The 25,051-nt window shown below is 68.6% G+C and carries 19 protein-coding genes and 1 pseudogene; 10 read left to right on the plus strand and 10 right to left on the minus strand.

Annotated features, from left to right (window positions below; translation table 11 throughout):
• The first annotated feature begins 365 nt into the window (after positions 1 to 365).
• Positions 366 to 2,090, plus strand: coding sequence for a hypothetical protein (locus ACOADB_RS07110; protein ID WP_378597266.1), 1,725 nt, complete (start codon positions 366 to 368; stop codon positions 2,088 to 2,090).
• A 104-nt stretch (positions 2,091 to 2,194) separates the two neighbouring features.
• On the opposite strand, the gene ACOADB_RS07115 is transcribed toward ACOADB_RS07110, so the two are convergent.
• Positions 2,195 to 2,533: a hypothetical protein gene (locus ACOADB_RS07115; RefSeq protein WP_378597267.1), complete on the minus strand. Its 339-nt coding sequence runs from the start codon at positions 2,531 to 2,533 to the stop codon at positions 2,195 to 2,197.
• Positions 2,534 to 2,899: 366 nt separating this feature from the next.
• Between ACOADB_RS07115 and ACOADB_RS07120 the strand changes: the two genes are divergently transcribed.
• Positions 2,900 to 3,310 carry a hypothetical protein gene (locus ACOADB_RS07120; RefSeq protein ID WP_378597268.1) on the plus strand — a complete coding sequence of 137 codons (411 nt, stop codon included), beginning with the start codon at positions 2,900 to 2,902 and terminating at the stop codon, positions 3,308 to 3,310.
• A 136-nt stretch (positions 3,311 to 3,446) separates the two neighbouring features.
• On the opposite strand, the gene ACOADB_RS07125 is transcribed toward ACOADB_RS07120, so the two are convergent.
• Positions 3,447 to 3,734, minus strand: a complete 288-nt coding sequence (locus ACOADB_RS07125) for a hypothetical protein (RefSeq protein ID WP_378597269.1) — start codon at positions 3,732 to 3,734, stop codon at positions 3,447 to 3,449.
• A gap of 497 nt (positions 3,735 to 4,231) precedes the next feature.
• On the opposite strand from ACOADB_RS07125, the gene ACOADB_RS07130 reads away from it, so the two are divergent.
• Positions 4,232 to 4,528: a hypothetical protein gene (locus tag ACOADB_RS07130; RefSeq protein ID WP_378597270.1), complete on the plus strand. Its 297-nt coding sequence runs from the start codon at positions 4,232 to 4,234 to the stop codon at positions 4,526 to 4,528.
• A gap of 37 nt (positions 4,529 to 4,565) precedes the next feature.
• A complete protein-coding gene (locus ACOADB_RS07135) occupies positions 4,566 to 5,045 on the plus strand; it encodes a hypothetical protein (RefSeq protein WP_378597271.1) in 480 nt (159 codons plus the stop codon).
• Between the two features lie 378 nt (positions 5,046 to 5,423).
• Here ACOADB_RS07135 and ACOADB_RS07140 read toward each other — a convergent pair whose 3' ends face one another.
• On the minus strand, positions 5,424 to 6,449 hold the full coding sequence (locus tag ACOADB_RS07140) for an AraC family transcriptional regulator ligand-binding domain-containing protein (RefSeq protein ID WP_378597272.1): 1,026 nt from the start codon (positions 6,447 to 6,449) through the stop codon (positions 5,424 to 5,426).
• A gap of 100 nt (positions 6,450 to 6,549) precedes the next feature.
• Here ACOADB_RS07140 and ACOADB_RS07145 point away from each other — a divergent pair, with 100 nt between their 5' ends.
• The gene (locus tag ACOADB_RS07145; protein WP_378597273.1) at positions 6,550 to 7,140 is read left to right on the plus strand and encodes a hypothetical protein; all 591 of its coding nucleotides are present in this window, start codon (positions 6,550 to 6,552) and stop codon (positions 7,138 to 7,140) included.
• 51 nt (positions 7,141 to 7,191) lie between these two features.
• Here the strand turns inward: ACOADB_RS07145 and ACOADB_RS07150 are convergent, their stop codons facing one another.
• Positions 7,192 to 7,797: a TetR/AcrR family transcriptional regulator gene (locus ACOADB_RS07150; protein WP_378597274.1), complete on the minus strand. Its 606-nt coding sequence runs from the start codon at positions 7,795 to 7,797 to the stop codon at positions 7,192 to 7,194.
• A 183-nt stretch (positions 7,798 to 7,980) separates the two neighbouring features.
• On the opposite strand from ACOADB_RS07150, the gene ACOADB_RS07155 reads away from it, so the two are divergent.
• Positions 7,981 to 10,974 carry an RND family transporter gene (locus ACOADB_RS07155; RefSeq protein WP_378597275.1) on the plus strand — a complete coding sequence of 998 codons (2,994 nt, stop codon included), beginning with the start codon at positions 7,981 to 7,983 and terminating at the stop codon, positions 10,972 to 10,974.
• 11 nt (positions 10,975 to 10,985) lie between these two features.
• Here the strand turns inward: ACOADB_RS07155 and ACOADB_RS07160 are convergent, their stop codons facing one another.
• Both ACOADB_RS07160 and ACOADB_RS07165 read right to left on the minus strand, forming a co-directional pair.
• A complete protein-coding gene (locus tag ACOADB_RS07160) occupies positions 10,986 to 11,678 on the minus strand; it encodes a hypothetical protein (RefSeq protein ID WP_378597276.1) in 693 nt (230 codons plus the stop codon).
• An 85-nt stretch (positions 11,679 to 11,763) separates the two neighbouring features.
• Positions 11,764 to 13,950, minus strand: coding sequence for an MMPL family transporter (locus ACOADB_RS07165; protein WP_378597277.1), 2,187 nt, complete (start codon positions 13,948 to 13,950; stop codon positions 11,764 to 11,766).
• 135 nt (positions 13,951 to 14,085) lie between these two features.
• On the opposite strand from ACOADB_RS07165, the gene ACOADB_RS07170 reads away from it, so the two are divergent.
• Together ACOADB_RS07170 and ACOADB_RS07175 are read left to right on the plus strand one after the other, a co-directional pair.
• The gene (locus ACOADB_RS07170) at positions 14,086 to 15,225 is read left to right on the plus strand and encodes a sensor histidine kinase (RefSeq protein ID WP_378597278.1); all 1,140 of its coding nucleotides are present in this window, start codon (positions 14,086 to 14,088) and stop codon (positions 15,223 to 15,225) included.
• The gene (locus ACOADB_RS07175) at positions 15,207 to 15,857 is read left to right on the plus strand and encodes a response regulator (RefSeq protein ID WP_378597279.1); all 651 of its coding nucleotides are present in this window, start codon (positions 15,207 to 15,209) and stop codon (positions 15,855 to 15,857) included. The genes ACOADB_RS07170 and ACOADB_RS07175 overlap by 19 nt, the downstream gene beginning before the upstream one ends.
• Positions 15,858 to 15,944: 87 nt before the next feature.
• Here ACOADB_RS07175 and ACOADB_RS07180 read toward each other — a convergent pair.
• The 3 genes and pseudogenes from ACOADB_RS07180 to ACOADB_RS07190 all read right to left on the minus strand — a co-directional run.
• Positions 15,945 to 17,372 (minus strand): annotated as a pseudogene (locus ACOADB_RS07180) (sulfatase); the annotation flags it as partial.
• 73 nt (positions 17,373 to 17,445) lie between these two features.
• The gene (locus ACOADB_RS07185) at positions 17,446 to 20,979 is read right to left on the minus strand and encodes an indolepyruvate ferredoxin oxidoreductase family protein (RefSeq protein ID WP_378597280.1); all 3,534 of its coding nucleotides are present in this window, start codon (positions 20,977 to 20,979) and stop codon (positions 17,446 to 17,448) included.
• A gap of 146 nt (positions 20,980 to 21,125) precedes the next feature.
• Positions 21,126 to 22,709, minus strand: a complete 1,584-nt coding sequence (locus ACOADB_RS07190) for a family 20 glycosylhydrolase (RefSeq protein ID WP_378597281.1) — start codon at positions 22,707 to 22,709, stop codon at positions 21,126 to 21,128.
• Positions 22,710 to 22,821: 112 nt separating this feature from the next.
• Between ACOADB_RS07190 and ACOADB_RS07195 the strand changes: the two genes are divergently transcribed.
• Positions 22,822 to 23,691, plus strand: a complete 870-nt coding sequence (locus tag ACOADB_RS07195; protein ID WP_378597282.1) for an alpha/beta hydrolase family esterase — start codon at positions 22,822 to 22,824, stop codon at positions 23,689 to 23,691.
• A 69-nt stretch (positions 23,692 to 23,760) separates the two neighbouring features.
• On the opposite strand, the gene ACOADB_RS07200 is transcribed toward ACOADB_RS07195, so the two are convergent.
• The gene (locus ACOADB_RS07200; RefSeq protein WP_378597283.1) at positions 23,761 to 24,405 is read right to left on the minus strand and encodes a TetR family transcriptional regulator; all 645 of its coding nucleotides are present in this window, start codon (positions 24,403 to 24,405) and stop codon (positions 23,761 to 23,763) included.
• Between the two features lie 95 nt (positions 24,406 to 24,500).
• Between ACOADB_RS07200 and ACOADB_RS07205 the strand changes: the two genes are divergently transcribed.
• Positions 24,501 to 25,010, plus strand: a complete 510-nt coding sequence (locus ACOADB_RS07205) for a VOC family protein (RefSeq protein WP_378597284.1) — start codon at positions 24,501 to 24,503, stop codon at positions 25,008 to 25,010.
• The last annotated feature ends 41 nt before the right edge of the window (positions 25,011 to 25,051 follow it).

The raw sequence follows: 25,051 nt of genomic DNA on the forward strand, positions 1-25,051 counted from the left end.
ACAGCCCTACCGGCGCGGACTTGGGAGACACGCCCTAGAGGCCGGAGGGTCTCGCGCACCGGCTAGAGGGACTGCTGCATGATCTGGTGACAGCATGACCCAGCGGAGGTCGTGACCTGGCGGGGCCAACTCGGCCAGCGTGATGCACATCCCCTTCGCAATTCTGGCGGGCGACGTCCATGCACGCGGTTTGAGCGTGAATATGCACTCTGTCCATGTTGGGGAATCGTCGCAGGCCCGGGTGACGCCTATCCGTGCAGCAGACCCGTTTACTCGTTGTCGGATTTGAACGTGGTGGGTGTCATTTAACGACAGAATGCTCGGAGTTTTGTAGCCCGCTCAACGACCCAGTTAGGGGCAGCCGCATGTCAGGCCACTTCTTCAACGATCAGCCAACACCGGGCATGATCGCCGACTTGAGCAAGCCTGGCCCCCTCACCATCTACGTAGGGCTCGGCGGAACGATCGATCGGACGGGTACGTCATGGTCGGCAATGATTCAGACGATCTTGGAAAAGAACGGAGTCGAAAGGGATACGGCCAGAGCGCTCATTGCATCAACGTCGAATGAGCGGTCCGCTACGACCGCCGAGATCTTGCTTCGCGACTCAACAGATGATCAAGCCGAGTTTGAGCGCAACCTCCGCGACAGCATCCGCGCCACGCTCTACAGCTCCCGGAAGCACCTTCGCGGACGCCTTTTGTGGAACATCGCCGCTCTCGCGTACGCGAATGCTTACCGAGGGCACTCCACCATCCTCGTGACCCCCAACTACGACGAGTACCTCTACCGAGAACTTCAGCGTTACTACGAGGAGAAGCGCGGCCTGTTCCCAGAGTCGTTCGCGTCCGTGCTTCAACCACTCGAGGTCGTCACCGGATCCGACACCGACGCGTCGGGCGCGAGTGGGACTGCCGGGTTCTCTTCCGATGCCCCTCCTGGTGTGGCCTACGAGCTGCCTCGGATCTCCACAAAGAAGTCCACTAGTCCAACAATCACCTGCATCCACATCCATGGCTTTGTTGGCGAAGAAGAATCGGTAGGCACCCCGGTCGTTGGGGAACTCACCTACAACCAAACTCGTCGTCGAACCACGGAAATCCTTGAGACCCTCTTCAAGCACCGGCATCTCATCGTCGTCGGCTCATCTCTCACGGACGGCCCGCTGTGCGAGGCGCTTCTCGCCGCGACCAACCAAGGCGCGGAAAACTCCGGGCCCAAGCGGCGACGATACGTAATCTCCCCCCTCCAGGCTCCCGAGTGGAGCGACAAGACGCTGAGGCCTCTCATGGACCGACGCCACGAGGCTCTTGGGCTCGAAACCGTTCACCCACACCACTTCGGCCAAGTCGGCCAGTTCCTCTCCGAAGTCGCCGGCGCCATGTATCGGGGCGACGGAACTGCGCAACGGACTGAGTCTCACCCGTCGCGCTACAACCGACGCCTTCGCGAGTGGTGGGGCGCCCAACAACCGCGCCTCTTCGAGAACCCCAACAGCCCTGAGGCGGCCTACCAAGTCCTAAAGAAATCGCTCGACCGCATCCGCACAGTTGCAAAATTCGCGCCTGGCGAAGAACTCAAACTCGAACTCTGGGGTCGTTATGACCCAAACCATGCACGACGTCTGCGACTCATTGGAACCTCAATCGGCCCGTGGGACGACGTCCGCACCGCTCACTACGCCGACATCGCACCAGACAGTCAGTACTTCGCTGCACGCGTCTTCACTATGGCCGCCCCCATGGTCCACAACGAACCGAAGGGCCACGCCGGCCGCTGGAAGACCTACGTCGGCATCCCGATCTGGGTCGACAGGAGCACGTTTCAACTACCGCTCGGCGTCGCCGTGCTCGCATCCATGAGGCCTTACCCAGACGAGGACCCGCGCTTGGGCGACGGCGTAAGCGTGGAGTCCGCGATCGCCATCCCCAACCTCAAGACCCTTCTACGCGCGTTTGAGGTCATGACGTACCTCGGCGAAGCAATTCTCAAGGACGAAGGCACTCTCGCCGAAGCAAAGCAGGAAATCTTGGGATATCTCAAGGCCAGTTCACGAGCGACGCAGTCCGCCCGACGCAGTCACACATGACAAGCCCGTTACTACCTGATGACGTCCCGCCATACGCCCCCGGACGGCCGATGTGCACTGCTAGGATTCGTCGCAAAGAGGTGGTTGTGAAAGTCTTCACAAAGTCACGTCAGTTGCAGGATTGCCCGGCTATCCAGCCACAGACACAGCAGGACGCGGAAGGAAGAATCGAACGGCATCGCTGGTTCTAACAGGTGAATCGGCGAAACTTCGCGAAGCGCCGGAACCCAGGCAAAATAGGAGAGAAAGTGACGATCACCCGCGTTGAGCTCGGCAAGTTCCAGAATGACGAACTTGAGGACCTGCTCGACGGCGAGGAGGAGACCCCTCTCGGCAAGTCCATCGAAGCCGCATATCGCGCGCGCCGCGCGCAGAGCGCCAGCCTGATGTCCCGACCAGACGGTGTCCCGCACCTCGTTTGAACCAAACTGGCGCGTTCTCATGCAAGGCGTCGTGTTGTCATGACGTCGCCGGAGAACTCGCCGAGGGTCCCCGTGCCGGGCGACATCGCCGGTTCTGGGGGCCTGCAGATCCCTCGCCGCCGACGAAAGGGCGACGCCGAGACGCACTCACTCACTTGCGTGTTGGCGGGCGAGGTCTATGGACGTGGTTTGAGCGTGAATCTGCACTCTGCCCCTGCTGGGAAGCGCTCACTGTCCGATGACACGCGTCAGTGCAGGAGACCCAGATGACACCGATCCGCGCAGCAGACCCATTCGTCCAGCAGTCCGCGTTTCTCTGCCGAAAACCTCGGATGCCGGGGGTAAATGTCAGGCTAGGTGTCGGAACCCGCGCCTAACGTGTGGAACATGAGAATGCCTGAGGAATGGCTCGGCTATGAAGCAGAGTCCCGGATGATCGACGGACACGCCCAGGCCACGGCTCCTGTCGCGCTGTGGGCACATATGTCGACTTTGACCGGAGGCGCGAAGCCGATTGCTTCGCTGGTCGAGCGGCGCATTGAAGGCGGCAACACCGAGTGGCGGTCCATATGGCTGACCGACACTCTTATCGCCTACGTCGCCGCGCGAAAGGCCAAGGAAGGGTGGAGCGCGCACTCGCAGGGCTCGCGGATCCACCAACCCGACGCGATGTCGGGGTGGGCGCGGCCGGTCCGTTCAGTTGTCGAAATCCAGCTCGGTGACGCCAAGTGCTGGAAGGAGCGGTCGTACGACGAGACAGGCGGGCCTGGATGTGGTCGAGTTCGGCCCGTATCGTGATGGCTGACTCGGACCCAGTCCCTGTGCCGCTCTTCGGTGATGCGATAAGTGATCATGCGGAGCATGAGGCGTGCAAGTTCATCGGTGCGCTGGCTCAGCAACTCTGACGGTTGGTTCGAGGTTCGTTCAACTGTGGCTACGACGTCGAGGCGGGCCAGCCCTTCGAGTCGAAGCCGCCATGCATCCCTCTTGTGTCGGGCACGTAGTGGTTCAGGAGAAGGCTCTCGGCAACTTGCGGCCCGGCGGTCCCGGGCTGCGGCTTGCGGAGGTGCTGCTCCCGCCAGTCTGTGAGGTCGTTGACGCCCGGCAGAGCGGTCTGTTTGGGGGAGATGGTGCGCAGGGAGAGCCACGCGCTGATGACCATGAACACCACGGCGGCGATGAGAAAGGACCAGGTCCACCAACTCGGGTCGATGCCCTTCAATGCGCTGCCTTGAAGCAGTAGGGCGAGGACGAGACCGATGAATCCGAGGAGGGCGACCGCGCGGCTAATAAGCCCGTCACTGCGTGCGGTGTGCGCTTCGAGCAGCCAGCGGGCCCTGGTCGATGGAGATTTCGGCGTCATTGGGAGAGACGCCGTCCTCCTCGTCCGGCTCGATGGCGGTGTCCTCAGTCATCCTTTCGAGGCTAGCCCGTCTCGCAGGTTCCTCGGCCGACACGGATCCGTGTCGTGTGAATGTCGGGAAGCAGGCCAGCGGCGTTCAGCCGCCAGGCCCAACAACTGCGGAGCAGATCGTGGTGCCCATCGGACGCGGCACGAACAACAACCGTGTGGTTTCTTGACCGCCCGGCAGCGCCCGCCCAACATCAAAGTGTAGCAAAAATGATATATCAGGCGGGTGACGGGCACCCGAGTGCCAACCGCGCTAAAACACGCCGATAACAACCTCGCGGCCGACACAACCTACGAGGAGACAACCCATGACGACCACAGCGAACACCCCGCTGCCCGACAACTGTGGGCACGCCCGCCATCACGACTCCAACTACCACTACGACCAAGGCCGCAACTACGCCGACTTTCTCATCGCCGCCGCCCACGCAGCCACCGACAACAACGACCCCGTAGCCGCCAGGCGATTCGCGCACATCGCCGACCAAGTCCTCTGGCAACACGACGAAACCTGCGCCAGCGACCTACGCGACTTCATCGCCGGCCTCGCCAACGCCGCCGACAACTACCTCCACGAAAAGGGCGTCGCCCTCACCCACCTCTAACCCGACGCCCGCCCAGACCATCGAACGGACCAACCCAATGACCAGAGCCACCAACGACGCCCAGGAAACAGGTCTACTCATCGCCCTCCTGGCCGCCCGCACCCGCCACGAAAACCCAACGCACCGGAACAACCTCATCGACCCAGACACCGCCCAAACAGCGCTCGACACAATCGGCAACAGCCTTCGAGGAGCCGAGATCAACTCCGTCATCGCCGCGATCGAAGGCGCCGCCAACTACGAAATCACCCGGCGACCCATCGCCGAGCCCTACACGGGCAACCCCGATCAATGGGCCGCATGGCCCGGCTTCGAGGACGGCTGCGAAGACTTCGCCCTCATCGCTGCCGGAGCACAGCACGACGAACAGCGACCATTCGCCGAATGCCCAACGGCAGCCAAGACCCTCGCAAACAAGCGTGAACAACTCGCCACCATGGGCGTCACCCACCGAACCGGCTATCTCATGGGCGTCCTCTCGGCAGCCAGTCGACACTTCAACCCGCCGGCCTTCTAGACCCAAACGCACCCCAAACAGGGACCACCGCCCAGGCGGTCGGTCCCTCTTTGCATTTCAGCCCCACGAATCGTAGGAGCCAAGCGAGCCCCCAAGCGCCCGAAACCGCCACGGCCGACCTCCCGACCCGACCGGCTCACCGGACGACACGTCCACTCAACCCTTAGAACAGCTCCAAACCGTCCAGCAACTACCCAGTCGGCCATGCAAAACCCGCTCTGACCAGCACAAACGAATCGTAGGAGCCCAACACCACGGTCCGTAGGAGCACCCTCGAAACATGGCCGCTGACCTGCAAACCTGAAACGCTCACGTGAGACGAAGCCCCGGGTCATCGATCCGGGGCTTCGTTCATTTTCGGATCGCCGCCCGTGGACTTCATTCCTCCCTCAGGACGGCCGCCGGGTCTGGACCGTGCTTGCGGACGTGGGACGGAGAGGCTCCGAACCAGCGCCTGCTGGCCCGGGTCAGTGCACTCTGCTCGCTCAGGCCCAGGACGCCGGCCAGCTGGCCCAGGGGCATGTCGGTCTCGCGCAGATAGCGCGCGGCCTCCTCGCGACGTACCTGGTCGACGAGCCCGGCGAAGGTGACGCCGCGCTCCGCGAGCTGGCGCTGCAGCGTGCGGCGGTGCAGCGCCAGCTGCTCGGACACCAGGTCCAGGTCGAGCCCGCCGGTCGGCAGCATCGTGCGAACGAGCCGGGTGACGGCATCGACCACGCTGGTCGTGGTCGGGGCCACGACGGTGCTCAGGTAGTCCTCCACGACGGCGTGGACCGCGCTGTCGGCATCGAGCGGGCGGGCCAGGACCGCGGCCGGGAACCGGAAGCCGTAGGTGCTCGCGGAGAACTCCACCGGGCAACCGAAGTAGCGCACGTACCCGGACCGGTCGGTCAGGGCATCGTGACGCAGTTGTACCGAGGTCGGTACGAAGTCCGGGTCGGACAGGAGGCGGAACACCCGGCAGGTCACTCCCAACGCCAGTTCGGCCGACTGTCGATGTGCGGGCGGGCGGTCGACGATGATCCGCCACTCGAAGGTGGCCAGACGGTGGCCCGGCTCATGGGTGACGGTGATGGCGATGGCCGGGCTGTAGACCGTCATGTACTTCTCGATCGACCCGAACGCAGCCCCGACCGTCGGTGCGGTGCGGGCCGCCACGCCGAGGGGCCCCAGGATGTCCAGCCCCTGCCTGTCCGCGAGGCGACGCCCGAAGTCACCTGTGCCGGTCGCTCGAGCGGCGGCTTCGAGGACGCTGATGACGCTTCGGTAGTCGACGAAGGCGTCGTGGCGGCCGACCACCTCGGGGCTCAGGTGCGCGAACCGGAGCAGGCCTTCTGCGTCCGCACCCAGCTCGTCTACGAGCTCGACGAACCCCTGCAGCGAGGTCCCGCGGATCAGCGACATGTCACCCAGAGTCAAGAATCAGTCGTCCTGGGTCAAGACCCACGGGTCGTTGCGACGAGATTCTGGTGGCACCCCAGCGCCACCCGACCAGGAGACCCCGATGAGCCGCTTCGACATCACCCAGACCAACATCGCCGTCGAGCGCCTGCTCGAGACGACGGAGAACCCGCGCCATCGGTGGCTGCTGCACGCCTACAACCGGCACCGCTACCTGGAGATGGCCGGGCGTTGGAAGGAGATCTTCGCCCCGGAGATGACCGTCGAGCACCCCGTCTACCACTTCAACGTCTTCGGCATCAGCACCGTTCTCGACGGCGCCGAGGCCGTGCAGGCGGTGTACGAGGAGTGGTCCCGGACAGCCCAGTGCGTCTTCTACGCCGAGGACGAGAAGCTCGCGGTTGGGGACAACATGATCGTCTCCACCGCCACCATCTACCAGCAGACACCCGGCCGCCTGCTCGTCGAAGCCGGTGCTCCCGCTGACCCGGACGCGCACTACCTGGTCGCCAACGTCGAGCACATGATCTGGCCGTACGACGACGAGGGCCGCCTGGTTGGCGAGGACGTGTGGGAGATCGACGAGTCCCAGCGACAGGTCATCCCGCTCGATGCCACCGAGGTGCTGACCGTGGAGATGACCGCCAGGCTCCTCGACCCGTTCATCAAGCCGCTCCCCGTCCGGCCGTTCTGACCAGTCCGTCCTCCGGGAGGCACGTCCCCGTCGCTGGGACGAGAGCGAACCTCAGAGCAGGTCTGCGATCTTCCGGGCCAGGTCCTCAGGCGACTGTGTCGCGATCTCCTCAGGGGCAAGCCGGTCGCGGTAGATCACTGCCAGTCCCTGCACCAGCGACCAGCACATGAGAGCCACGACGTTGGTCGGCTGACCTTCCCGCCAACCCTCGGCCTGGGCGTCCGTGACGGCGTTGACGAGCACCAGCCAGGCCTCGTTGCGCGCGCGTACCAGGTCGGGGTCGGTCAGGTCGAGCACCTCGGAGCGGCTGGCCAGCGCGAACAGTGCCTGTTCGCGCAGTGCGACCTCGATGTAGTGCTGGCCGATGGCGACGACCACCTGCGCGCCGCTCTTGCCCGACGCCCGCGTTTCCTCGGCGGCGGCGATCAGCTCGTCACGCATCCGGACCACGGCCTCGGTTGCCAGCGCCGTGAGAAGCCCCCTGCGAGAGCCGAAGACATGGGCCGGCGCCTGGTGGGAGACGCCGATGCGACGAGCGATGGCACGCAGGCTGACACCGTCGACCCCGACCTCGGACACCTCGACCGCGGTCGCCACCAGCAGGCGCTCCCGGAGGGAACCGGGTGCCAGGTCCGCGCTGGGTCGGGGCTTCGGCACGCTCCGATCGTGGTGCGCCACCGACACGGAGTCAACTCGAGCCATCCCCGGTGGGGCACGCGTGGCTGCGATCACAGGGGGTTTTGGTTGACACTGTCACATCGCGCACTTGACAGTGTCACAGGACCCGATCGACGGGTCAGACGTCGACGGCGCTACGGCGCATCGCAAGGAGTGCACGCCATGGCGCACGAGCCCAGTCGCTGGATGGTCACCCTGGCCCGTACCTGTATTCGGCGACCCCTGCCGGTGTTGGTGGCGTGCCTGGCCCTGGTCGGACTGGTCAACGTGCTGGTCCCCCAGCTGGAGCAGGTGATGGCGAAGGACACGACACCGGTGGTCCCGCCGCAGGCACCTGCAGTGCAGGCCCTTCGCACGATGGATCGTGAGTTCGGGAATGGCCGCAGCCTCGGCACCGTCTTCGTCGTACTGGAGCGCGACGGCGGTCTCACCCGGGCGGACAAGGCCTACTTCGGCCAGCTCCTCAAGGACCTCCGAGCGGACGAGGAGAACGTCGCGTTCGTCCAGGACGTGACGAAGAGTCCCGAGATCATGAAGGCGGTGACCAGCCGCGACGGTGAGGCGGTCTACGTCCAGGTCGGCCTTCCCGGCGACGTCGGCGCACCGGCCGCACTCGGCCAGATCCACGCGGTTCGGGACATCGTCAGGGAGAACCAGCCGGCCGGCCTGAACGTGGTCGTCACCGGACCGGCGGCGACGATCGCGGACATGTCCGTCGAGGTGGAGCACAGCATCCTGCACATCACCTTCGTGACGGTTGCCTTGATCGCGATCATCCTTATGCTCATCTACCGATCGGTCCTGATCACCTCCCTCATCCTGGGATTCATCGGGATCGCCCTGGCGAGTGCCCGAGGTCTCACCGCTCTCCTGGGAGGCCATGCCTTCGACGTCTCGACCTTCACTGCCTCGTTCCTGACGGCGGTGGTCCTGGGGGCCGCCACCGACTACGCGGTGTTCCTGGTCGGTCGCTTCCAGGAGCTGCGCAGGGAAGGGGTTGCGCCGCGAGAGGCCGCCGTCCAGGCCTGCAGTCGCGTCGCACCGGTCATCATCGGTTCCGCGATGACCGTCGTCCTCGCAAATGCCTGCATGGCTCTGGCCGACGTCGGGATCTACCTCACCACCGGTCCAGCGATCGCCGTCAGCATCGTGGCGACGCTGGTCCTCTCGCTCACGCTGATGCCGGCACTCATCGGCCTGCTGGGCGTGCGGGGGTGGCTGGATCCACGACCTCGCGCCACGGGGCCGACGGGGTGGGAGCGCATCGCGGGGGTCGTGGTGGCGCGGCCCGCACGAGTGCTTGCGGCCGGTCTGGTTCCGCTGATCGGGTTGGCCTGCTTCTACCCGCTGCTGCAACCGAGCTTCAACGAAGCGTCCGTGCAGCCGGACGACACCGAGAGCAACATCGGGTACCAGCTGCTCGGCGAACACTTTCCGCTCAACGAGACCCTTCCCGACTACGTCCTGGTGACCGCCGACCACGACCTCCGCAACGCGAAGGATCTCGCTGCGCTGGAGCAGATGTCGGCCGCCGTCGCACGGACCCCGGGAGTGGTGTCGGTCCGTGGGGTGACCCGACCGCTCGGCGCGACGATCACCGAGGCCTCGCTCGGTTACCAGGCCGAGAAGGTCGGCGACCGGCTCAACGGCGCCGGCGAGGACCTTCGTGAGGGTGAAGCCGACGCGGAACGGCTCGCCGAGGGTGCCGGCCAGGTGAGCGACGGGACCGTCGCCGTTGCCGACGGGGCCGACCAGGCCGTCGACGGCGCGGGTCAGCTGGTGGCGGGAGTCCGTCAGCTGCAGGCCGGTGTCGAACGCCTGGCCACGGGCAACGGCAAGGCCCTGGCGGGCAGCGAAAGGCTGCGCGTCGGTGCCGACCAGCTGGCTGACGGGCTCGAGCTGGCGCACACCCAGACCAAGGTCGCGGTCGACGGCCTGGGGTTGGCATACGGCGCCCTGAAGCGCAGCCTGACCTGCTCGCTGGACCCGGTCTGCAAGGCCGCTCGTGACGGAGTCCGCCAGGTCTACGAGGGCGAGCGCGACCAGCTGTTGCCCGGGTTGAGTGAAGCCGCGACGGCCGCTCGCCAGATCGCCGACGGAACCGTGGATCTCGAGCGTGGGCTCAGTGCTCTCGACGCGGGACTGTCACGCGCGGAGCGGGGGGTCGAGAAGCTCGAGACGGGTTCCCGAACGATGGAGTCGAAGCTCGGCGAGCTCGCGCTCGGCGCCGACAAGGTCGCCGACGGGAGCAAGGCGGTGGAGGACGGCACGGGGGAGATCGTCGTCTCGGTCACCGAGCTCCGAGGCGGCCTGGAGCGCGCTGCGTCGTACCTCCGCGAGGCCGGGAGGGCTGGCAAGGACCCGGCGATCGGTGGCTTCTACCTGCCTCCCGCGGCCCTCGACAGCCCGCGGTTCGCATTGGCCAGTGGCCTCTTCCTCTCTCCCGACGGCAGGACCGCCCGCTTCGTGGTGCTCGGTGACACGGACGCGTTCGAGCGCTCTGCGACCGAGCGGGCCCTGGAGGTCAGGAAGGCAGCGGAGCGGGGCCTGCGGGGCACCCAGCTCGAGGACAGCACGGTCACCACGACGGGGATGGCTTCGACGATGGCCGATCTGGAGGCGATCAATGACGGGGACTTCGCCCTGATCGCGGTGGTGGCGCTGATCGGCGTCTTCCTCATCCTGCTGGTGCTGCTGCGGAGCGTCGTGGCAGCCGGGTTCCTCCTGGCCTCGGTCGCGCTGTCCTATGCGGCGGCCATGGGCCTGGGCGTCCTGGTCTGGCAGATCGCACTCGACCGTCCGATGGACTGGAGCGTGCCGACCATCGCCTTCATCCTCCTCGTTGCTGTCGGCGCCGACTACAACCTGCTGTTGATGAAGCGGATGCTGGAGGAGGCTCCCGACGGCTCGCGGGAGGGAATCGCACGCGCCGTGACAGCCACGGGAGGCGTGATCACGGCGGCGGGGGTCATCTTCGCGGCGAGCCTGTTCGCGATGATGGCCGGCAGCGTCCTCACGCTCGTGCAGATCGGGTTCACCATCGGGGTGGGCCTGCTGCTCGACACCTTCGTGGTGCGCACGCTCGTGGTCCCGGCCGGGGCCGCCCTGCTCGGTCCACGGTTGTGGTGGCCACGGACAGCGGACGAGGTGTCCTGACGGCGATGCCGTCAGGGCAGCAGCGTTCGTCCCTGCCACGTCCCGTGCTCCGACAGCGGCCGGAACCGCATGAACGCCGATTCGTGGTGGAACTCGCGCCGGCGCTGCTCGGCCATCGCGACCGTGTGGGCGGGTTGTTCGCCGACTCCCTCGCTGCGCCCGTGCACCATCTCGGTCATCTCCCGCACGGTGCGCCAGATCGAGAAGGTGGAGAAGGTGTGCGGCGGGCGCATCGCGGCGGTGGAGAAGACCGCGGCCGGGTGACCGGCCACGAGGCGTTCGACCGGCTTGCCCCAGCTGAGGAAGCGGGGCAGCTCGCGCAGGCGCAGCCGGGCCAGGGTGACCGCGACGATCGGCTCCTCCGGGTCCCAGTCACCGGCCTTCTGCGGCAGCGGCGCGAGGGCCGCCACCTCGCCGTACCTCCGCAGGAACTGCAACCGCACGTGCCAGCCGGTGGCGAGCTGCCGGCCGAGCGGCTGCGTCGCCAGGAAGGACTCGAGCGCGGCCTCGTCCTCCCACGCAGCGAACACCGCGAGCCGGCGCAGCTGCATCCGCTCCAGTGACACGGTCGGTGAACCGAGGCGCATCATCGCGAGGGTCTCCGCATGCTTCAGGCCGGGTACGACGCCCGCGCGGGGCGGGCGCAGCATCGCGCGGCTCGTGGAGCGGGGCGGCAGCTCGGCCAGGTGGAAGGAGTGCAGCACCGGCTCATTGAAACAGTGCTGCCGGCCCGGGGGTTTCGAGGCTCGCTTCGCTCGCACCTCAACCACCGGGCCGGCACGTGCAGGGTCAGCGGCCGGTCGGCACCAGCACCCCGTTCTGGGACTCCCACGACGTGGGCGGCAACTCCGGTGCGCTCGACGCGACGGGAGTACGACGCCTCGGCCAGGCCCGGTCCCCGAGCAGGACCAGGATCGCGGGCAGCACGACCAGGCGGATGACCGTCGCGTCGATGAGGATCGCGGCCGAGAGGCCGACGCCCATCATCTTCATCTCCATCATCGACAGTGTCGCGAAGATCGCGAACACCGAGACCATCACCGCCGCAGCACTGGTGATCACGCCGGCGGTGTCGGCGATGCCCCGATGGACGGCGTCCCTCGCAGAGAGACCGGAGTCGATGAGCTCGCGGATCCGGCTGAGCACGAACACGTGGTAGTCCATCGACAACCCGACGAGCACCACGAGGACGAACACGGGGATCCAGTCGATGACGAAGCCCGGGCTGGTGAAGTCGAGCAGCGACTCGCCCACGCCGTGCTGGAAGACGACCGCGAGGATGCCGAACGCGACGCCCACCGACGCCAGGTTGAGCACGGTCGACACCACGCCGAGCAGCACGCTGCGGAACGCGGCGATCATCATCACCATCGTCAGCAGCAGCACGAACCCGAGCAGGAACGGCATCCGCTCCGACTGCTTCTCCGAGCTGTCGAGCGCCTCGGCCGCGCTGCCGCCGACGGCGTGCTCCGCCCCGGTGAGGTCGTCGAGTGCGGCCGGCACGAGGTCGGTCCGCAACCGCTCGATCGCCGCAGTGGCGCGGTCGTCGGACTCCTCGTAGGGCATCGGCAGGTCGAGCACCGACGTGTTGCCGTCGTCGGAGACCTGCACTTCAGCACCGGCCGTCGCGAAGTCGTCGAAGCGACCGGCCTCGTCGGCGAGGCGCTCCAGGGCCGCCTTCGCGGCGGACGGGTCGGCGCCGGTGACGACGACCTGGGCCGACGTGCCCTCGCTCGGGTACGCCGCCGTGATCGCCTTGAACGTCTGCACCGTGGGGATGTCGCCGGGCAGGGTCTCGGGCGTGGCCTGGTGGGTCTTCATCGACAACGCCGGGACGGCGAGCGCGACGATGCCCACCGAGGCGACGACCAGGGCGGCGACGGGGTGACGGACCACGGGGCCGAGCAACCGTCCGCTGATGGAGCCGGTCGTCGTACGACGGGTGAGGCGCCAGAGCAACGGAACCCGCGGCCGGTCGACCCAGCGGCCGAGCTTGGCGAGGAGTGCCGGAAGGACGGTGATGGAGCCGAGCACGGCGACGGCCACCACGATGATCGAGCCGGTGGCGAGCGAGTTGAACGTGACGTCGGTGAGCACGAACAGCCCCGCCAGTGCGGCGATCACGGCGCCACCGGACACGAGGATCGCGTGGCCCGAGGTCTCGGCGGCGATCGCGACGGCGTCGAGGGTGGAGCGTCCGGCGGCCCGTTCCTGGCGCTCCCGCTTGAGGTAGAAGAGTGAGTAGTCGACGCCGACGGCCATGCCGATCAGCACGATCATGCTGGTCACCGTGGGCTCGGCGGGCACGAGCAGCGACACCGGTGCGCTGATCCCGATCGTGGCGGCGACGCTCGTCGCGGCGAGCAGGACGGGCAGTCCGGCGGCGATCAGCGCACCGAACGCCAGCAGCATCAGCACCAGCGTGATCGGCAGGCTGATGAACTCCGCGGAGTGCAGGTCCTCGGCGACGCGCTCGTTGATGGCTTCGTCGATCGTGACGTCACCCGCCTGCTCGACGACCAGCCCCGGATGTGCCTTCTGTACGGCGGCCGTCGCATCGAGCAGCGGCTCGGCATCGATCTCGTCGGAGGTGAGCTCGACCGGGACGAGCAGGGCGTTGCCGTCGTCGCTGGCGATGGCGTCCCCGACACCGACGACGCCCTTCACGTCGGCCATCGAGGACGCGACCTCGGCGGCGGCTGCCTGGGCGTCGGCGCCGTCCAGGTCGCCGGACCTGCTGGTGATCAGCACGTTCTCGGTCGGCGGATGGTCGAGGCCGGCACTGTCGAGCAACGCCTCGGCGCGGCCGGACTCACCGATCCGGTAGTCGGCGTCCTTGACCTCGTTGGTCGACACGGTCATGGCGAGGCCGACGGCGACGGCCACGAGGAGGAACCAGGCGCCTATGGCGCGCCACGGATGGGTGGCGCTCCAGCGCGCCGCGCGGGTCGGTAGCTGGGCGAGGGGGTTGGACATCGGGACTCCTGGGGGCTGGGAAGCTGTGGCCTCCAGCGAATCGCCCCGGGCGCCGTGGGTCAGGGGTGGAGCGTCCCGACCCGGGGTGGTGCCTGCACCACTGTCCGGCAGCCGCCGACGCGAGAGACTGGGCCCATGACTGATGGCCCGTCCCACGCCGACGACCTGCGCGCCGGTCCCTGGGCGGCCACCGGGTACGCCGCGCTGCACCTGCTGCTGTTCGTGCCGGTGGTGGTCGTCTTCGTCCTGGTCAAGGTCAGTGCGGTGCTGGTCGTGGTGTGGGTGGGAGTGCTCCTGCTCGCGGGCCTGCTGCCGCTGATGCGGGCCCTGGTCGGCGTCCACCGGTCGATCGCGGGCCGGCTGCTCGGCATGCCGCTGGCGGCGCCGTACCACCCCCTGCCGGGCGGGCTGCTGCGCAACCTCCACACGCGCGCCACGGACCCGATGACCTGGCGCGACATCCTCTGGATGCTCTGGGCGATGACGTTCGGGTTCGCGATCTCGCTGCTGGCGCTCGTGCTGTTCGTCGGCGTGGTGACCTGGCCGGTCTGGTGGTACGGCGTCGGACCGCTGATGCGCGCCCGGGCGACGGTCGACCGCGCGATCCTCACGGTCGGCCGGACCGAACGCCTCGAGCAGCGTGTACAGGTGCTGACCGAGTCCCGCGCCGTCGTGGTCGACCACTCGGCGGCCGAGCTGCGCCGGATCGAGCGCGACCTGCACGACGGCCCCCAGGCCCGGTTGGCCGCCGTGTCGTTGAGCCTGGGTCTGGCCGAGGACCTGTTCGAGAGCGACCCCGAGACGGCCCGTCGCCTCGTGCTCGACGCGCGGTCCAACTCGTCGGCGGTGCTCGGCGAGCTCCGTGACGTGGTCCGCGGGATCCACCCGCCGGTGCTGGCCGACCGCGGCCTCACCGGCGCCGTCTCCGCACTGGCGCTGGACATGGCCGTGCCCGTCGAGCTCTCCCTTGCCGTCGACACACGGCTGCCGGCACCGGTCGAGTCGGCCGTCTACTTCACCGTCGCCGAGTGCCTCGCCAATGCCACCAAGCACGCGAGTGCCGCCCGGACCTGGGTGCGCCTCCACCACTCCGATGGCGTCCTGAGGGGCGAGGTGGGCGACGACGGACGCGGTGGTGCGGACCCGCGCACCGGCACCGGCCTGCAGGGAATTGCCGCGCGCCTGGCCGCCTTTGACGGCACGATGGCCGTGTCGAGCCCGGTCGGTGGCCCGACCGTCGTCAACTGGGAGATCCCGTGCCGCCCCTCCGCGTAGTCCTCGCCGAGGACCACGCCCTGCTCCGCGCCGGCCTCACCCAGCTCCTCGAGGCCAAGGGCTTCGAGGTGATCGCCGCGGTCGACAACCTCCCCGAGCTGGAGCGCGCGCTCGCCGACCCCCGCGCGGATGCGGCCGTGGTCGACGTACGCATGCCGCCGACGTTCACCGACGAGGGCCTGCGCGCCGCGATCGCGGTGCGGGCGGCGCGGCCGGGCTTCCCGGTGCTGGTGCTGTCGCAGTACGTCGAACAGCTCTACGCCCGCGAGCTCCTGGCGAGCGGCGAGGGTGCGGTGGGGTACCTGCTCAAGGACCGGGTCTCCGACGTCGCCGAGTTCGTCGACGCCGTACGACGGGTGGCCGACGGCGCCACGGTGCTGGACCCCTCGGTCGTGGCGGCCGTGATGGAACGCCGCAAGGACTCGCCCATCGAGCGGCTGACCGAGCGCGAGCGCGAGGTCCTCGCCCTGATGGCCGAAGGCCGCGCCAATGCGGGGATTGCGGAGTCGCTAGTGGTCAGCGAGAAGGCCGTGGCCAAGCACATCAACAGCATCTTCGCGAAGCTCGACCTGCCGGCCGACACCGACGACCACCGCCGGGTCCGCGCCGTCCTGGCGTGGCTGCGTGTGTAGCCGCTCCAGCTGCGCTGCGTCGTACATCTCCAGCGGGGCGGTCTCGCCGCCGGAGTCGCGGTACCGAGCGGTGAGGGACGCCAGCGCGGCCCGGACCCGCGCGTGCGCCGGGTCGTCGGCGAGGTTGTGGATCTCGTACGGGTCCGCGTTGCGGTCGTAGAGCTCCACGCCGCCGCGGCGGTACTCGACGTACGTCCACGGCCCGACCCGGACGCCGGCGTACATCCCGAGGGCAGTGAGGCCGACGCCGACGGCTCGCCAGGCCGCGACCGGCACCACCCGTACCTGTGTCGGTGCGTCGATCCAGGGCAGCACGTCGACGCCGTCGAGAGGCCGGGGCGCCGAGACCCCGGTGGCGGCGAAGATCGTCGCGGTCAGGTCCGGGACGGTCACGGCGGTGTCGACCACGACGCCGCGCGGCAGGCCGGGACCCCGCATGTAGAGCGGGATCCGGAGCGACTCGTCGTAGTGGAAGCGCTTGCCGTTCATGTTGTGCGGGCCGATGGCGTAGCCGTTGTCGGAGTGGAAGATGACGAGCGTGCGGTCCAGCTGCCCGGTCCGGCGCAGGGTGCGGAACAACCTGCCCATCGCGCGGTCCAGGCTGCGGGCCGCCTCGATCCTGCGCTGGTAGACGACGTCGAGCGCGCGCTTCTCCAGTGCGTCGAAGCGTTGCGCGTTGGCCGGCGCGTGGGCCGGGACGGACGGGTCGCCGTCCGGGAACGAGCTGGGCACCAGGGGCAGGGGCACCTTGCGGTAGTGGCCGCGGTCCTTCGGGTCGGGCACGGTGGTCTCGAACTTGCCCGCAGGGGTGCCGGGGTACAGCTTCTTCGGGTCGCCCGGGCCGGCCGGCCCGCCCACGTGGGGCGCGACGTAGTTGACCCACGCGAACCACGGCTTGTCGCCGCGGTCGGCGCTGATCATGTCCTGGGCGTGCCGGGTCATCACGTCGGTGGTGTAGCCCTTCGACCGCACCAGCGTCCCGTTGACGTTCAGCTTCGGGTTGAAGAACCTGTACGTCGACGGGTCGACCGTTGCGCGCCAGTCGGTCCAGCCCTGCGGCACGTCGTGGTCGGTGCCGTCCTTGCCGTAGCCGTTGATGTACTTGCCGGTGAAGAGCGTGTCGTAGCCCGCCGCCTGGAGGGCGGTGGCGAGCGTGCCGTGGTCGGCGAACGCGGTGTAGCCGCCGTTCGGGCCGTTGACCGAGAGGGCGCCGTGGTTGTGGGCGTACTGGCCGCTGAGCAGGGAGGCGCGCGACGGGGCGCACAGGGGCGTCGGTGCGATGGCGTCGCTGAAGGCCACGCCACCCTTCTCCATCAGCCGCCGCACGCGCGGCAGGTACGGCATGTCGATGGTGGCCAGGTCGTCGATCGTGACCACCAGGACGTTGGGTCGCTCCACCCGGCGGGTGACACCGGGTGGCGGCGTCGGCGTCACCGCGTCCTGGTCGATGCCGATGAGCGCGTCGCTGCTCACGGCGACCGCCGCCCGCAATTCGCCTGTCCTTCGTCGTCCCACGACGCCTCCTCTGACCGTCCGGTCAAAGTGAGGTTACTCGATAGACTTAGGAAAGTACGAACGCGCGCTCCGATCAGGCCAGGGCGACCGCCGGCGGCTGCACCCCGAGCTCGGTGAGCTCGGCGGCGTACTTCTCCACGTTGCGGAGCTTCACGTGCTCGTAGCCACGGACCAGGTCGGGCAGCTCGGCGATCCGCACGGCCCGCTCGTAGTCGCCGGCCAGACCGCCCGGAGCAGAGGCCAGGTCGGCGACGAGCGCGCGGTAGTGGTCGCGCAGCTCCCGCTCGACCTTGCGCAGGTGGGCGCGGCCGAACGGGTCGGCGGCGGTGCCACGCAGGCGCTTCATCCGGGCCAGGGTGCGCAGGGTGCCGTGCGAGCGGGGACCGAAGCTGATCTTCTTGTCGCGACCCAGGGCACGCAGTGCCGGCGGGTGCAGCTGGAAGGCCACGGTGCCACCGGGGAACTCCTCGCCGGTCGCGGCCAGGAAGGCCGGGTCGGTCAGCAGTCGGGCGACCTCGTACTCGTCCTTGTAGGCGGTGAGCTTGAAGAGGTGGCGGGCCACGGCCTCGCTGAACCGGGTCTCGGTCGTCACCGCACGCTCGGCCGCGGCGACCTGGGCCACGAGCGCGACGTACCCGTCGGCGAGCTTCTCGTCCTGGTAGTCGACGAGGTCGGCGGCGCGCAGGCTGACCAGGCGCAGCAGCTCGCCGTCGAGGCCGGACGCCGCGACGGATGCCGGGACCGGCCGCTCGCGGACGACGGCGGTCCGCTCGTTGGCGGCGCGGAAGGCGGCCGGGTCGGCGACCGCGGCGCGTCCCCACCGGAAGGCCGCGATGTTGGCCGCGACGGCGGTGCCGTTGATCCCGATGGCCTCCTCGATGGCGGCGGCCGGCAGCCGGAGCGCACCGGTCTGGTGGGCTGCACCGACGAGGAGGAAGTTCGCGGCCACGGTGTTGCCGAAGATCCGGTCCGCCGCCTCGAGGGCGTCGAAGTCGAACAGCTCGGCACTCGCGGTCCGGACGCGGTCGAGGAGGCCGGCCTCCTCGGGGTGCTGGACGGTCACGTCGTGGACCATCGCACCGGTGGCGGTGCGGCTGGTCGAGACGACCGTGCGGGTCGCGGCGGCGCTGCCGAAGACGAGGTTGCGGTCCTCGGCGAGCGTGAGCAGGTCGAAGCCGAGGAAGCAGTCCGCCGAGCCCGGGGTCAGCCGGTTGGCGGGCTCGAGGTCGCCGTCGGCGAACCGCAGGTGCCCGACGACCGGCCCCGCCTTCTGGCTCAGGCCCGTCTGGTCGAGCGACTCGACGGCGTACCCGGCCCGGAGGGCGGCGGTCGCGAGGACCTGGTTGACGGTCACGATGCCGGTGCCGCCGATGCCCACCATGAAGACGTTCTGGGTCGCGGTGACCCGCTCCTCGGCCGGGCTGGCGGCGACGGTCGGCGGCGTCGGGTACGTCCGCTTCTTCTTCGCGGCCTTGGTCGTCCGGGTCTCCTGGCGCTTCGCCTTGCGGAGGGTACGACGGGTGCGGGGTGCCGTCTCGACGGTCACGAACGACGGGCAGTCGCCGTCGAGGCAGCTGTAGTCGGTGTTGCAGGACGTCTGCTCGATGCGGGTCTTGCGGCCGTACTCGGTGTCGACGGGCTGGACGGAGAGGCAGTTGCTCTTCACGCCGCAGTCGCCGCAGCCCTCGCAGACGGCCTCGTTGATGACGACCCGCTTGGTGCGGGTGGGCAGCGAGCCGCGCTTGCGCTGGCGGCGCGCGTCGGCGGCGCAGTGCTGGTCGTAGATCAGCACCGTCACGCCGGGGATGTCGCGCAGCATCCGTTGCGCCTCGTCGAGGCGGTCGCGGTCCCACAGCAGGGTGCCGGGCGCCAGGTCGCGCTTGCGGTGCCGGTCGGGCTCGTCGGCGCAGATGATGATCTTCGCGACGCCCTCGGTGTGCAGCTTGTGGGTCAGCTTCGGCACGGACAGCGCACCCTCGGCGTCCTGGGCGCCGGTCATGGCGACGACGTCGTTGTAGAGCACCTTGTAGGTGATGTTCACGCCGGCCGCGATGCAGGCCTGGACGGCCAGCTGGGCGGAGTGGAAGAAGGTGCCGTCGCCGACGTTCTGGAAGATGTGCGGGGCGTCGGTGAACCACGCCTGCCCGATCCACTGGGCGCCCTCGCCGCCCATCTGGGTCACGCCGGTCACGGCGCTCTCCGGGCGGTCGGAGATGGTCACCATGGCGTGGCAGCCGATGCCGCCACCACCCATCGAGCCCTCGGGGATCACGGTGGAGCGGTTGTGGGGGCAACCGCTGCAGAAGTACGCGCCGCGGCTGGCCGAGAGCAGCGGCAGCGGCGTGCGCTTCGCGGCCGGCGGCTTCAGCTCGACGACACCCTGGAGCAGGTGGCGCATGGGCGCGAGCAGCCGCCCGGAGGTGAGCTCGCCGTCCGCGGGCACCAGCAGCATCCCGGCGGCGTCGCGCTTGCCGAGGACCTGCGGGGCGGCGGGCGTGCCGTAGAGGATGTCGCGGATCTGGGCCTCGATGAACGAGGTCTTGTCCTCGATGACGACGATGCGGTCCAGTCCGTCGGCGAACCGGTGGATGACCGACGGGTCGACCGGGCTCATCATGCCGAGCCGGAGCACACGGATGCCTGCCGCGGCGAGCGCCTCGTCGGTGATGCCGAGGTCCGTCATCGACTGGCGCATCGAGTCGTAGCAGCTCCCGGACGCGATGAACCCGGTGCTCGCGCCCGTGACGTCGACGTCGACGACGTCGAGGTGGTTCGTGGCGGCGTACGCGCGCACCACCTCCGTGCGGGGGCCGACCAGCTCGGCCTCGGCCCCGACGATCATCGCGGGGCGCAGCACGATCGGGCTCTGGGTGTAGACGTAGGGCAGGCCGTTCCACTCGATGGCGGGGATGACCGGTGAGACGTCCAGGTCGGTGCCGTCGACGACCCAGGCGCCGTCCGCGACGTCGGCCACGATCTTGAGGGCGACCACGCAGCCCGAGGCCCGCGAGATCTCGATCGCGTGCAGCCCGAGCGTCACGATCTCGCTGGCGTTGCGGGGGAACAGGACGGGAATCCCCAGCGCGGCGAGGGACCGCTCGCTCACGGCCGGGACGGTCGAGGACTTCGAGGCGGGGTCGTCTCCGACCAGCAGGACGGCGCCCCCGCGCCGGTTGACGCCGTACATGTTGAGGTGGCGCAGGGCATCGGTGGCGCGGTCCACGCCCGGTCCCTTGCCGTACCAGAAACCGGTGACGCCGTCGTGCGTCGCGTTGGCGGCCGGGAGGTCGACCTGGCTGCCCCAGACGGCCGTGGCGGCGAGCTCCTCGTTGAGGCCGGGGACGAAGCGGATGTCGTTCTCGTCCAGGACGTCCTGCATGTCGGCGAGCATCTTGTCGAGGCCACCGAGCGGGCTGCCCTGGTAGCCCGAGACGAACGACGCCGTGTGCAGTCCGCGGCGCCGGTCCAGGGCGCGGTGCTCGACGAGGAGGCGCGCGATGGCCTGCACGCCGGTCAGCAGCGTCGGGGGTGCACCCACGCGGAACCGGTCGTCGAGGTCGTACGACGGCGTCGGCTCGGAGGCCGGGCGGTTCAACAATTCGGTCACGCGCACGAGCGTGCGCCTTCGGTGGGGTGGATCACAACCTGTGTCGTCGAGTTTGGCGACAATCCGCAATCCGCGGAGGGTCTGAGGCCAGTACCGCGCAACGGATCGGATGCAGAGCCTCCTGTTTGTTGCGCAGTCGACGCGCTTCAGTCCTCGGCAGTGCCTGGCGCGTCACCGATGGCCGTGGCGATCGCGACGAACCGGTCGTAGCCGGCGGGCGAAGGCGACTTCCAGGTCTTCTGGGCGACGACCCGCAGGCCGATCAGGCTTCCGTCGAGGATCTGCTGGTCCGTCATGACCGGGCCATCGCTCCAGATCGCGAGCTTGGAGCCGAGGTTGTCCGGTTCGTCGGGTCGGACCGACTGTGGGGGCGCCTGGATCGTCGAGTTGTAGTAGAGGGTTCCGTAGAAGTCGTGCACTCGCCACTTGTCGTAGGCCTGGTTGAAGTCGGGGGCCGGCAGGCCGCGAGCCGCGAAGTACGTCGGCCACCAGCCGTTGTTCAGGACCCGGTGCCCACGGTCGAGCAACCGCTGGGGGCTGGGCGGGATCAGGCCCGAAAGGGGCGTGAAGTCGGTCCACCACTCGACCACGATGCGGGGGTCGAGGCGCACGGCAAAGCCTCCGCCGGCGTCGTCGTTCCAGATGCGTGGGGCGCGGCCATTCGCCCGGAGGTGGGCCGCCATCTCGTTGACGAAGTCATGGACGGCGTCCTTGCCGTTGGAGAACAGCCCGAACTTCTTTCGCGCGTAGGTCGCGAGCGCGGGATGGAGCGGGTACTCGTAGGCCGGCATGTACTCGTCCGCGCCGATGTGCCACTCGGCGTCGGGGAACAGTGGCAGGAACTCGTCGATCAGGTCGCGAGCGAACGCGCGGGCAGAGGGGGAGGTGACGTCCAGTCGGCTGGCCTGCGGTTGGCCGAACGCGTTCCGCAGCTGGAGCTCGGGGTGGCTGCGAAGGATGCCGGTCATGTGTCCCGGCATGTCGATTTCGGGCATCACCCGGATGTGGTGCTGCTGCGCGAGCTCGACGATGTCGCGGATCTCGTCCTTCGTCAGGTGCTGGGGTGCCACTGACTCGGGGTGACGCGCGCTCTCGACGCCGAGCCCGGCATCGTCGCTGAGGTGGAGGTGCAGCAGGTTCAGCTTGAGGTAGGCCATCTGCCGGATCTGGCGGTGGTAGAACGAGGGCGGGAAGTAGCGGCGCCCGGCGTCGACCATGAGCCCCCGATCGGGGTAGCGCGGTTGGTCCTTCGCCGCACCAGCGGGGACAGTGGTGCCCTGGCGCATCAGCTGGATCAGGCTCCGCCCGCCGTAGAAGGCACCTGTCGTCGTCGGCGCCGTGATCGCGAAGGTGTCGCCGACGTCGAGTCGATAGCCTTCCGTGCCCAGCGTGGGATCGGGGTCGAGCGACAGTACGACGTCGCCGGGCCGGGGTACGGCGCCGGTGGCGACGCTCGGCGTGGTCGTCGTCATCCGGGCGAGATCGGTCGCGAGGAGGTGCGCTTCCGCGCCCAGTGCGTCGGCGTCCTCGTGGGCGACGACGACGCGTGGGTCGGCACGGAGCGTGAATGCCCCTGTCGCCGGGGTCCACTCCTGCAGCGCCGGGATGGTGGCCGGTGTCCCCGCCGGGGCTTCGGGGGCAGCGGCTGATCCGGGCGGAGTGCCGAGGGTGACGGGCAGGCCCACCGTCACGATCACGCTTGCGGCCACGGCGATGAGGTTCTTGCGCACAGCGAGAGCGTAAGCCGCTCCCTTGAGGGTATCAAGCAGCGTGCCTTGCTGATTTAAAGCAAGTGGATTAGCGTCCGGATCTGGTCCTGCTGTCCATCGTCGGAGGAAGATCATGCGTAGACGTCGTACTGCATCAGCCCTGCTGTTGGGCGCCCTGCTCGGGAGCACGCTCGCCCTGTTCGGTGTGGTGGCACCGGTCAGCTCGGCGGCCGCAGCCTGCAGCACCACCACGACGAACGGCACCAGGACCGTCACCGTCTGGGCCGGGTGGGACCAGGGCTTCCGGTCCTACAACCTGCACGTGCCGACGGGGTTGACCGGGAGCACGCCTCTCTTGGTCGACCTGCACGGACTGGGATCGAACGCCTTCTTCCAGGAGGTCACCTCCGGCTGGAGCGGGTACGCCGACAGCGAGAAGTTCATCGTCGCCTACCCTGCCGGTTCGGCCTGGGGCCAGGCGTGGAACGTGGGGCAGGGCTCGGCCGATGTCGCGTTCCTCAAGCAGGTGGTCGCCGACATCAAGGGCAAGTACTGCGTTGACGCCGACCGGGTCTTCGTCGAGGGCGGCTCGCTCGGGGGCTTCATGGCGCAGCGGATGCTGTGCGACGCCGAGAGCACCTTCGCTGCCGGCGCCAGCACGATCTCGTCGTCGCTCGACTACTTCAACAACCCATGCACCTTGAGTCGTGGCGTTGGATTCGCCGCCTTCGGTGCGGAGAGCGACCCACTGTTCGGCTCACTCAGCGCTCATCAGAAGGACTGGTGGGTCGCCAGGAACGGCTGCTCGACGACCGGTACGGCTGACCCGAACCCGTACGGCGCGAACGGCTCCGTCTACGGCGGTTGTGACGACGGTGTCCGGGTGCTGTGGCGGACCTACGGCTCTGCGCACGCCAACGGGCATGCCTACCCGACCGGCGCCGCGTTGGACGACCTCCACGCCAAGGCCTGGTCGTTCCTGATGGCGCACCCGCGACCGTGACGACGGGAGATCGGCGCCACTGGGGGGTGGCGCCGATCTCCCGTCGCGGAGATTGCGAGCACCGGACAGTCAGGGAGCCTGCGGTGCGGTGAGCATGCCGACCAGCATGTCGACCACCGGCGCGGCGGCGGCCGCCTTCGGCCGCCGCCCTGCCCGCTCCAGCTGCCGCTCGGCGTCGGCGAGCAGCGCGAACATCGCCGACATCATCGACCGCAGTCGAAGCTCGACCAGCCGGGGCGGGAGATCGTCCAGGGCCTTGGCCATCCGGCCGATCAGCATCTTGGTCGCCGGCCACTGGCGGCTCTCCAGCGCTGAGCTCTCCAGGGCGGGGTGGTCCCGGACCTTCTCGAGGAACCGGGCGTAGTGGGTGGCGCCCATGGCGTACGGCGTGTGGAATGCAGGTGCGACGAGGACCTCGACGAGGGAGTGGAGGTCCGTGCCGCCGTCGGCGTCGAGCTGGACCAGGCGCTCCAGTCGTTCCTGCTCCAGGGCCTGCTGGCGCAATTCCACGACCGCTTCCACGAGGGCGTCCCGGGTGCCGAAGTGGTAGTGCACGGCGGAGTTGTTGCGCTGGCCGGCAGCCACCGCGATCTCCCGGAGCGACACCTCGAGACCGCGCTCGCCGATCAGCCGCTCTGCGGTGGCAAGGAGCAGGTCGCGGGCCCCGGTCGAGCCTGATGGTTGCGCGGTCGCGTCGGGACGGGTGGCGGTCATGGGCCCATCCTAGGTGGGTGACTTGACAGAATAAAGCAAATGTCTTAATCATGCCTTCCGTGGAAGTCCCGTGATCAACTGAAGAGAGGTCCGCGATGACCATCGTCTCCGGTCCGGTTGTCCAGCTCTGCTGGGTGGTCGCCGACATCGAGGCCGCCGAGGCCTTCCATGCCGACCACTTCGGCGTCGGGGAGTGGACGCGGATGGTCGATGTCCACTTCGGCCCCGAGGAGGCGACCTACCGGGGAGCCCCTGCGGACTTCACCGCCCATGTCTCGCTCGCCTACGCCGGTGACCTGCAGCTGGAGCTGATCCAGCCGGTGTCGGGGAAGTCGATCTACTCGGAGTTCCTCGACCAGGCGGGACCCGAGTGGTCGCGCGGCGGCCTGCACCACCTCTGCTTCGAGACCGACGACCTCGCGGCCGCGCTCGAACGCGCACGCAGCGCCGACCTGGAGATCGTCCAGCAGGGCGTGATGGCCGGGGGACTGATGTCCTTCGCGTACGTCGACGGCGCTCGCTGGGGGGCGCCGTACGTCGAGATCGTCGAGCTGACCGATGACATGCGGGCCTTCTTTGCCGCGATCAGACGAGGAAAGGGATGAACACGCACTGCTGGGCGCAACGACTGACCTGTCCGACGTAG

This window comes from Nocardioides sp. CPCC 206348 (genome assembly GCF_048654705.1).
GTDB lineage: Bacteria > Actinomycetota > Actinomycetes > Propionibacteriales > Nocardioidaceae > Nocardioides.

Bases quoted from the DNA above. Each gene is read 5' to 3' on its own strand.
- ACOADB_RS07110 (WP_378597266.1), top strand. From the start codon at position 366: ATGTCAGGCCACTTCTTCAACGATCAGCCAACACCGGGCATGATCGCC.
- ACOADB_RS07115 (WP_378597267.1), bottom strand. From the start codon at position 2,533: ATGAGAACGCGCCAGTTTGGTTCAAACGAGGTGCGGGACACCGTCTGG.
- ACOADB_RS07120 (WP_378597268.1), top strand. From the start codon at position 2,900: ATGAGAATGCCTGAGGAATGGCTCGGCTATGAAGCAGAGTCCCGGATG.
- ACOADB_RS07130 (WP_378597270.1), top strand. From the start codon at position 4,232: ATGACGACCACAGCGAACACCCCGCTGCCCGACAACTGTGGGCACGCC.
- ACOADB_RS07135 (WP_378597271.1), top strand. From the start codon at position 4,566: ATGACCAGAGCCACCAACGACGCCCAGGAAACAGGTCTACTCATCGCC.
- ACOADB_RS07140 (WP_378597272.1), bottom strand. From the start codon at position 6,449: ATGTCGCTGATCCGCGGGACCTCGCTGCAGGGGTTCGTCGAGCTCGTA.
- ACOADB_RS07145 (WP_378597273.1), top strand. From the start codon at position 6,550: ATGAGCCGCTTCGACATCACCCAGACCAACATCGCCGTCGAGCGCCTG.
- ACOADB_RS07155 (WP_378597275.1), top strand. From the start codon at position 7,981: ATGGCGCACGAGCCCAGTCGCTGGATGGTCACCCTGGCCCGTACCTGT.
- ACOADB_RS07165 (WP_378597277.1), bottom strand. From the start codon at position 13,950: ATGTCCAACCCCCTCGCCCAGCTACCGACCCGCGCGGCGCGCTGGAGC.
- ACOADB_RS07170 (WP_378597278.1), top strand. From the start codon at position 14,086: ATGACTGATGGCCCGTCCCACGCCGACGACCTGCGCGCCGGTCCCTGG.
- ACOADB_RS07195 (WP_378597282.1), top strand. From the start codon at position 22,822: ATGCGTAGACGTCGTACTGCATCAGCCCTGCTGTTGGGCGCCCTGCTC.
- ACOADB_RS07200 (WP_378597283.1), bottom strand. From the start codon at position 24,405: ATGACCGCCACCCGTCCCGACGCGACCGCGCAACCATCAGGCTCGACC.
- ACOADB_RS07205 (WP_378597284.1), top strand. From the start codon at position 24,501: ATGACCATCGTCTCCGGTCCGGTTGTCCAGCTCTGCTGGGTGGTCGCC.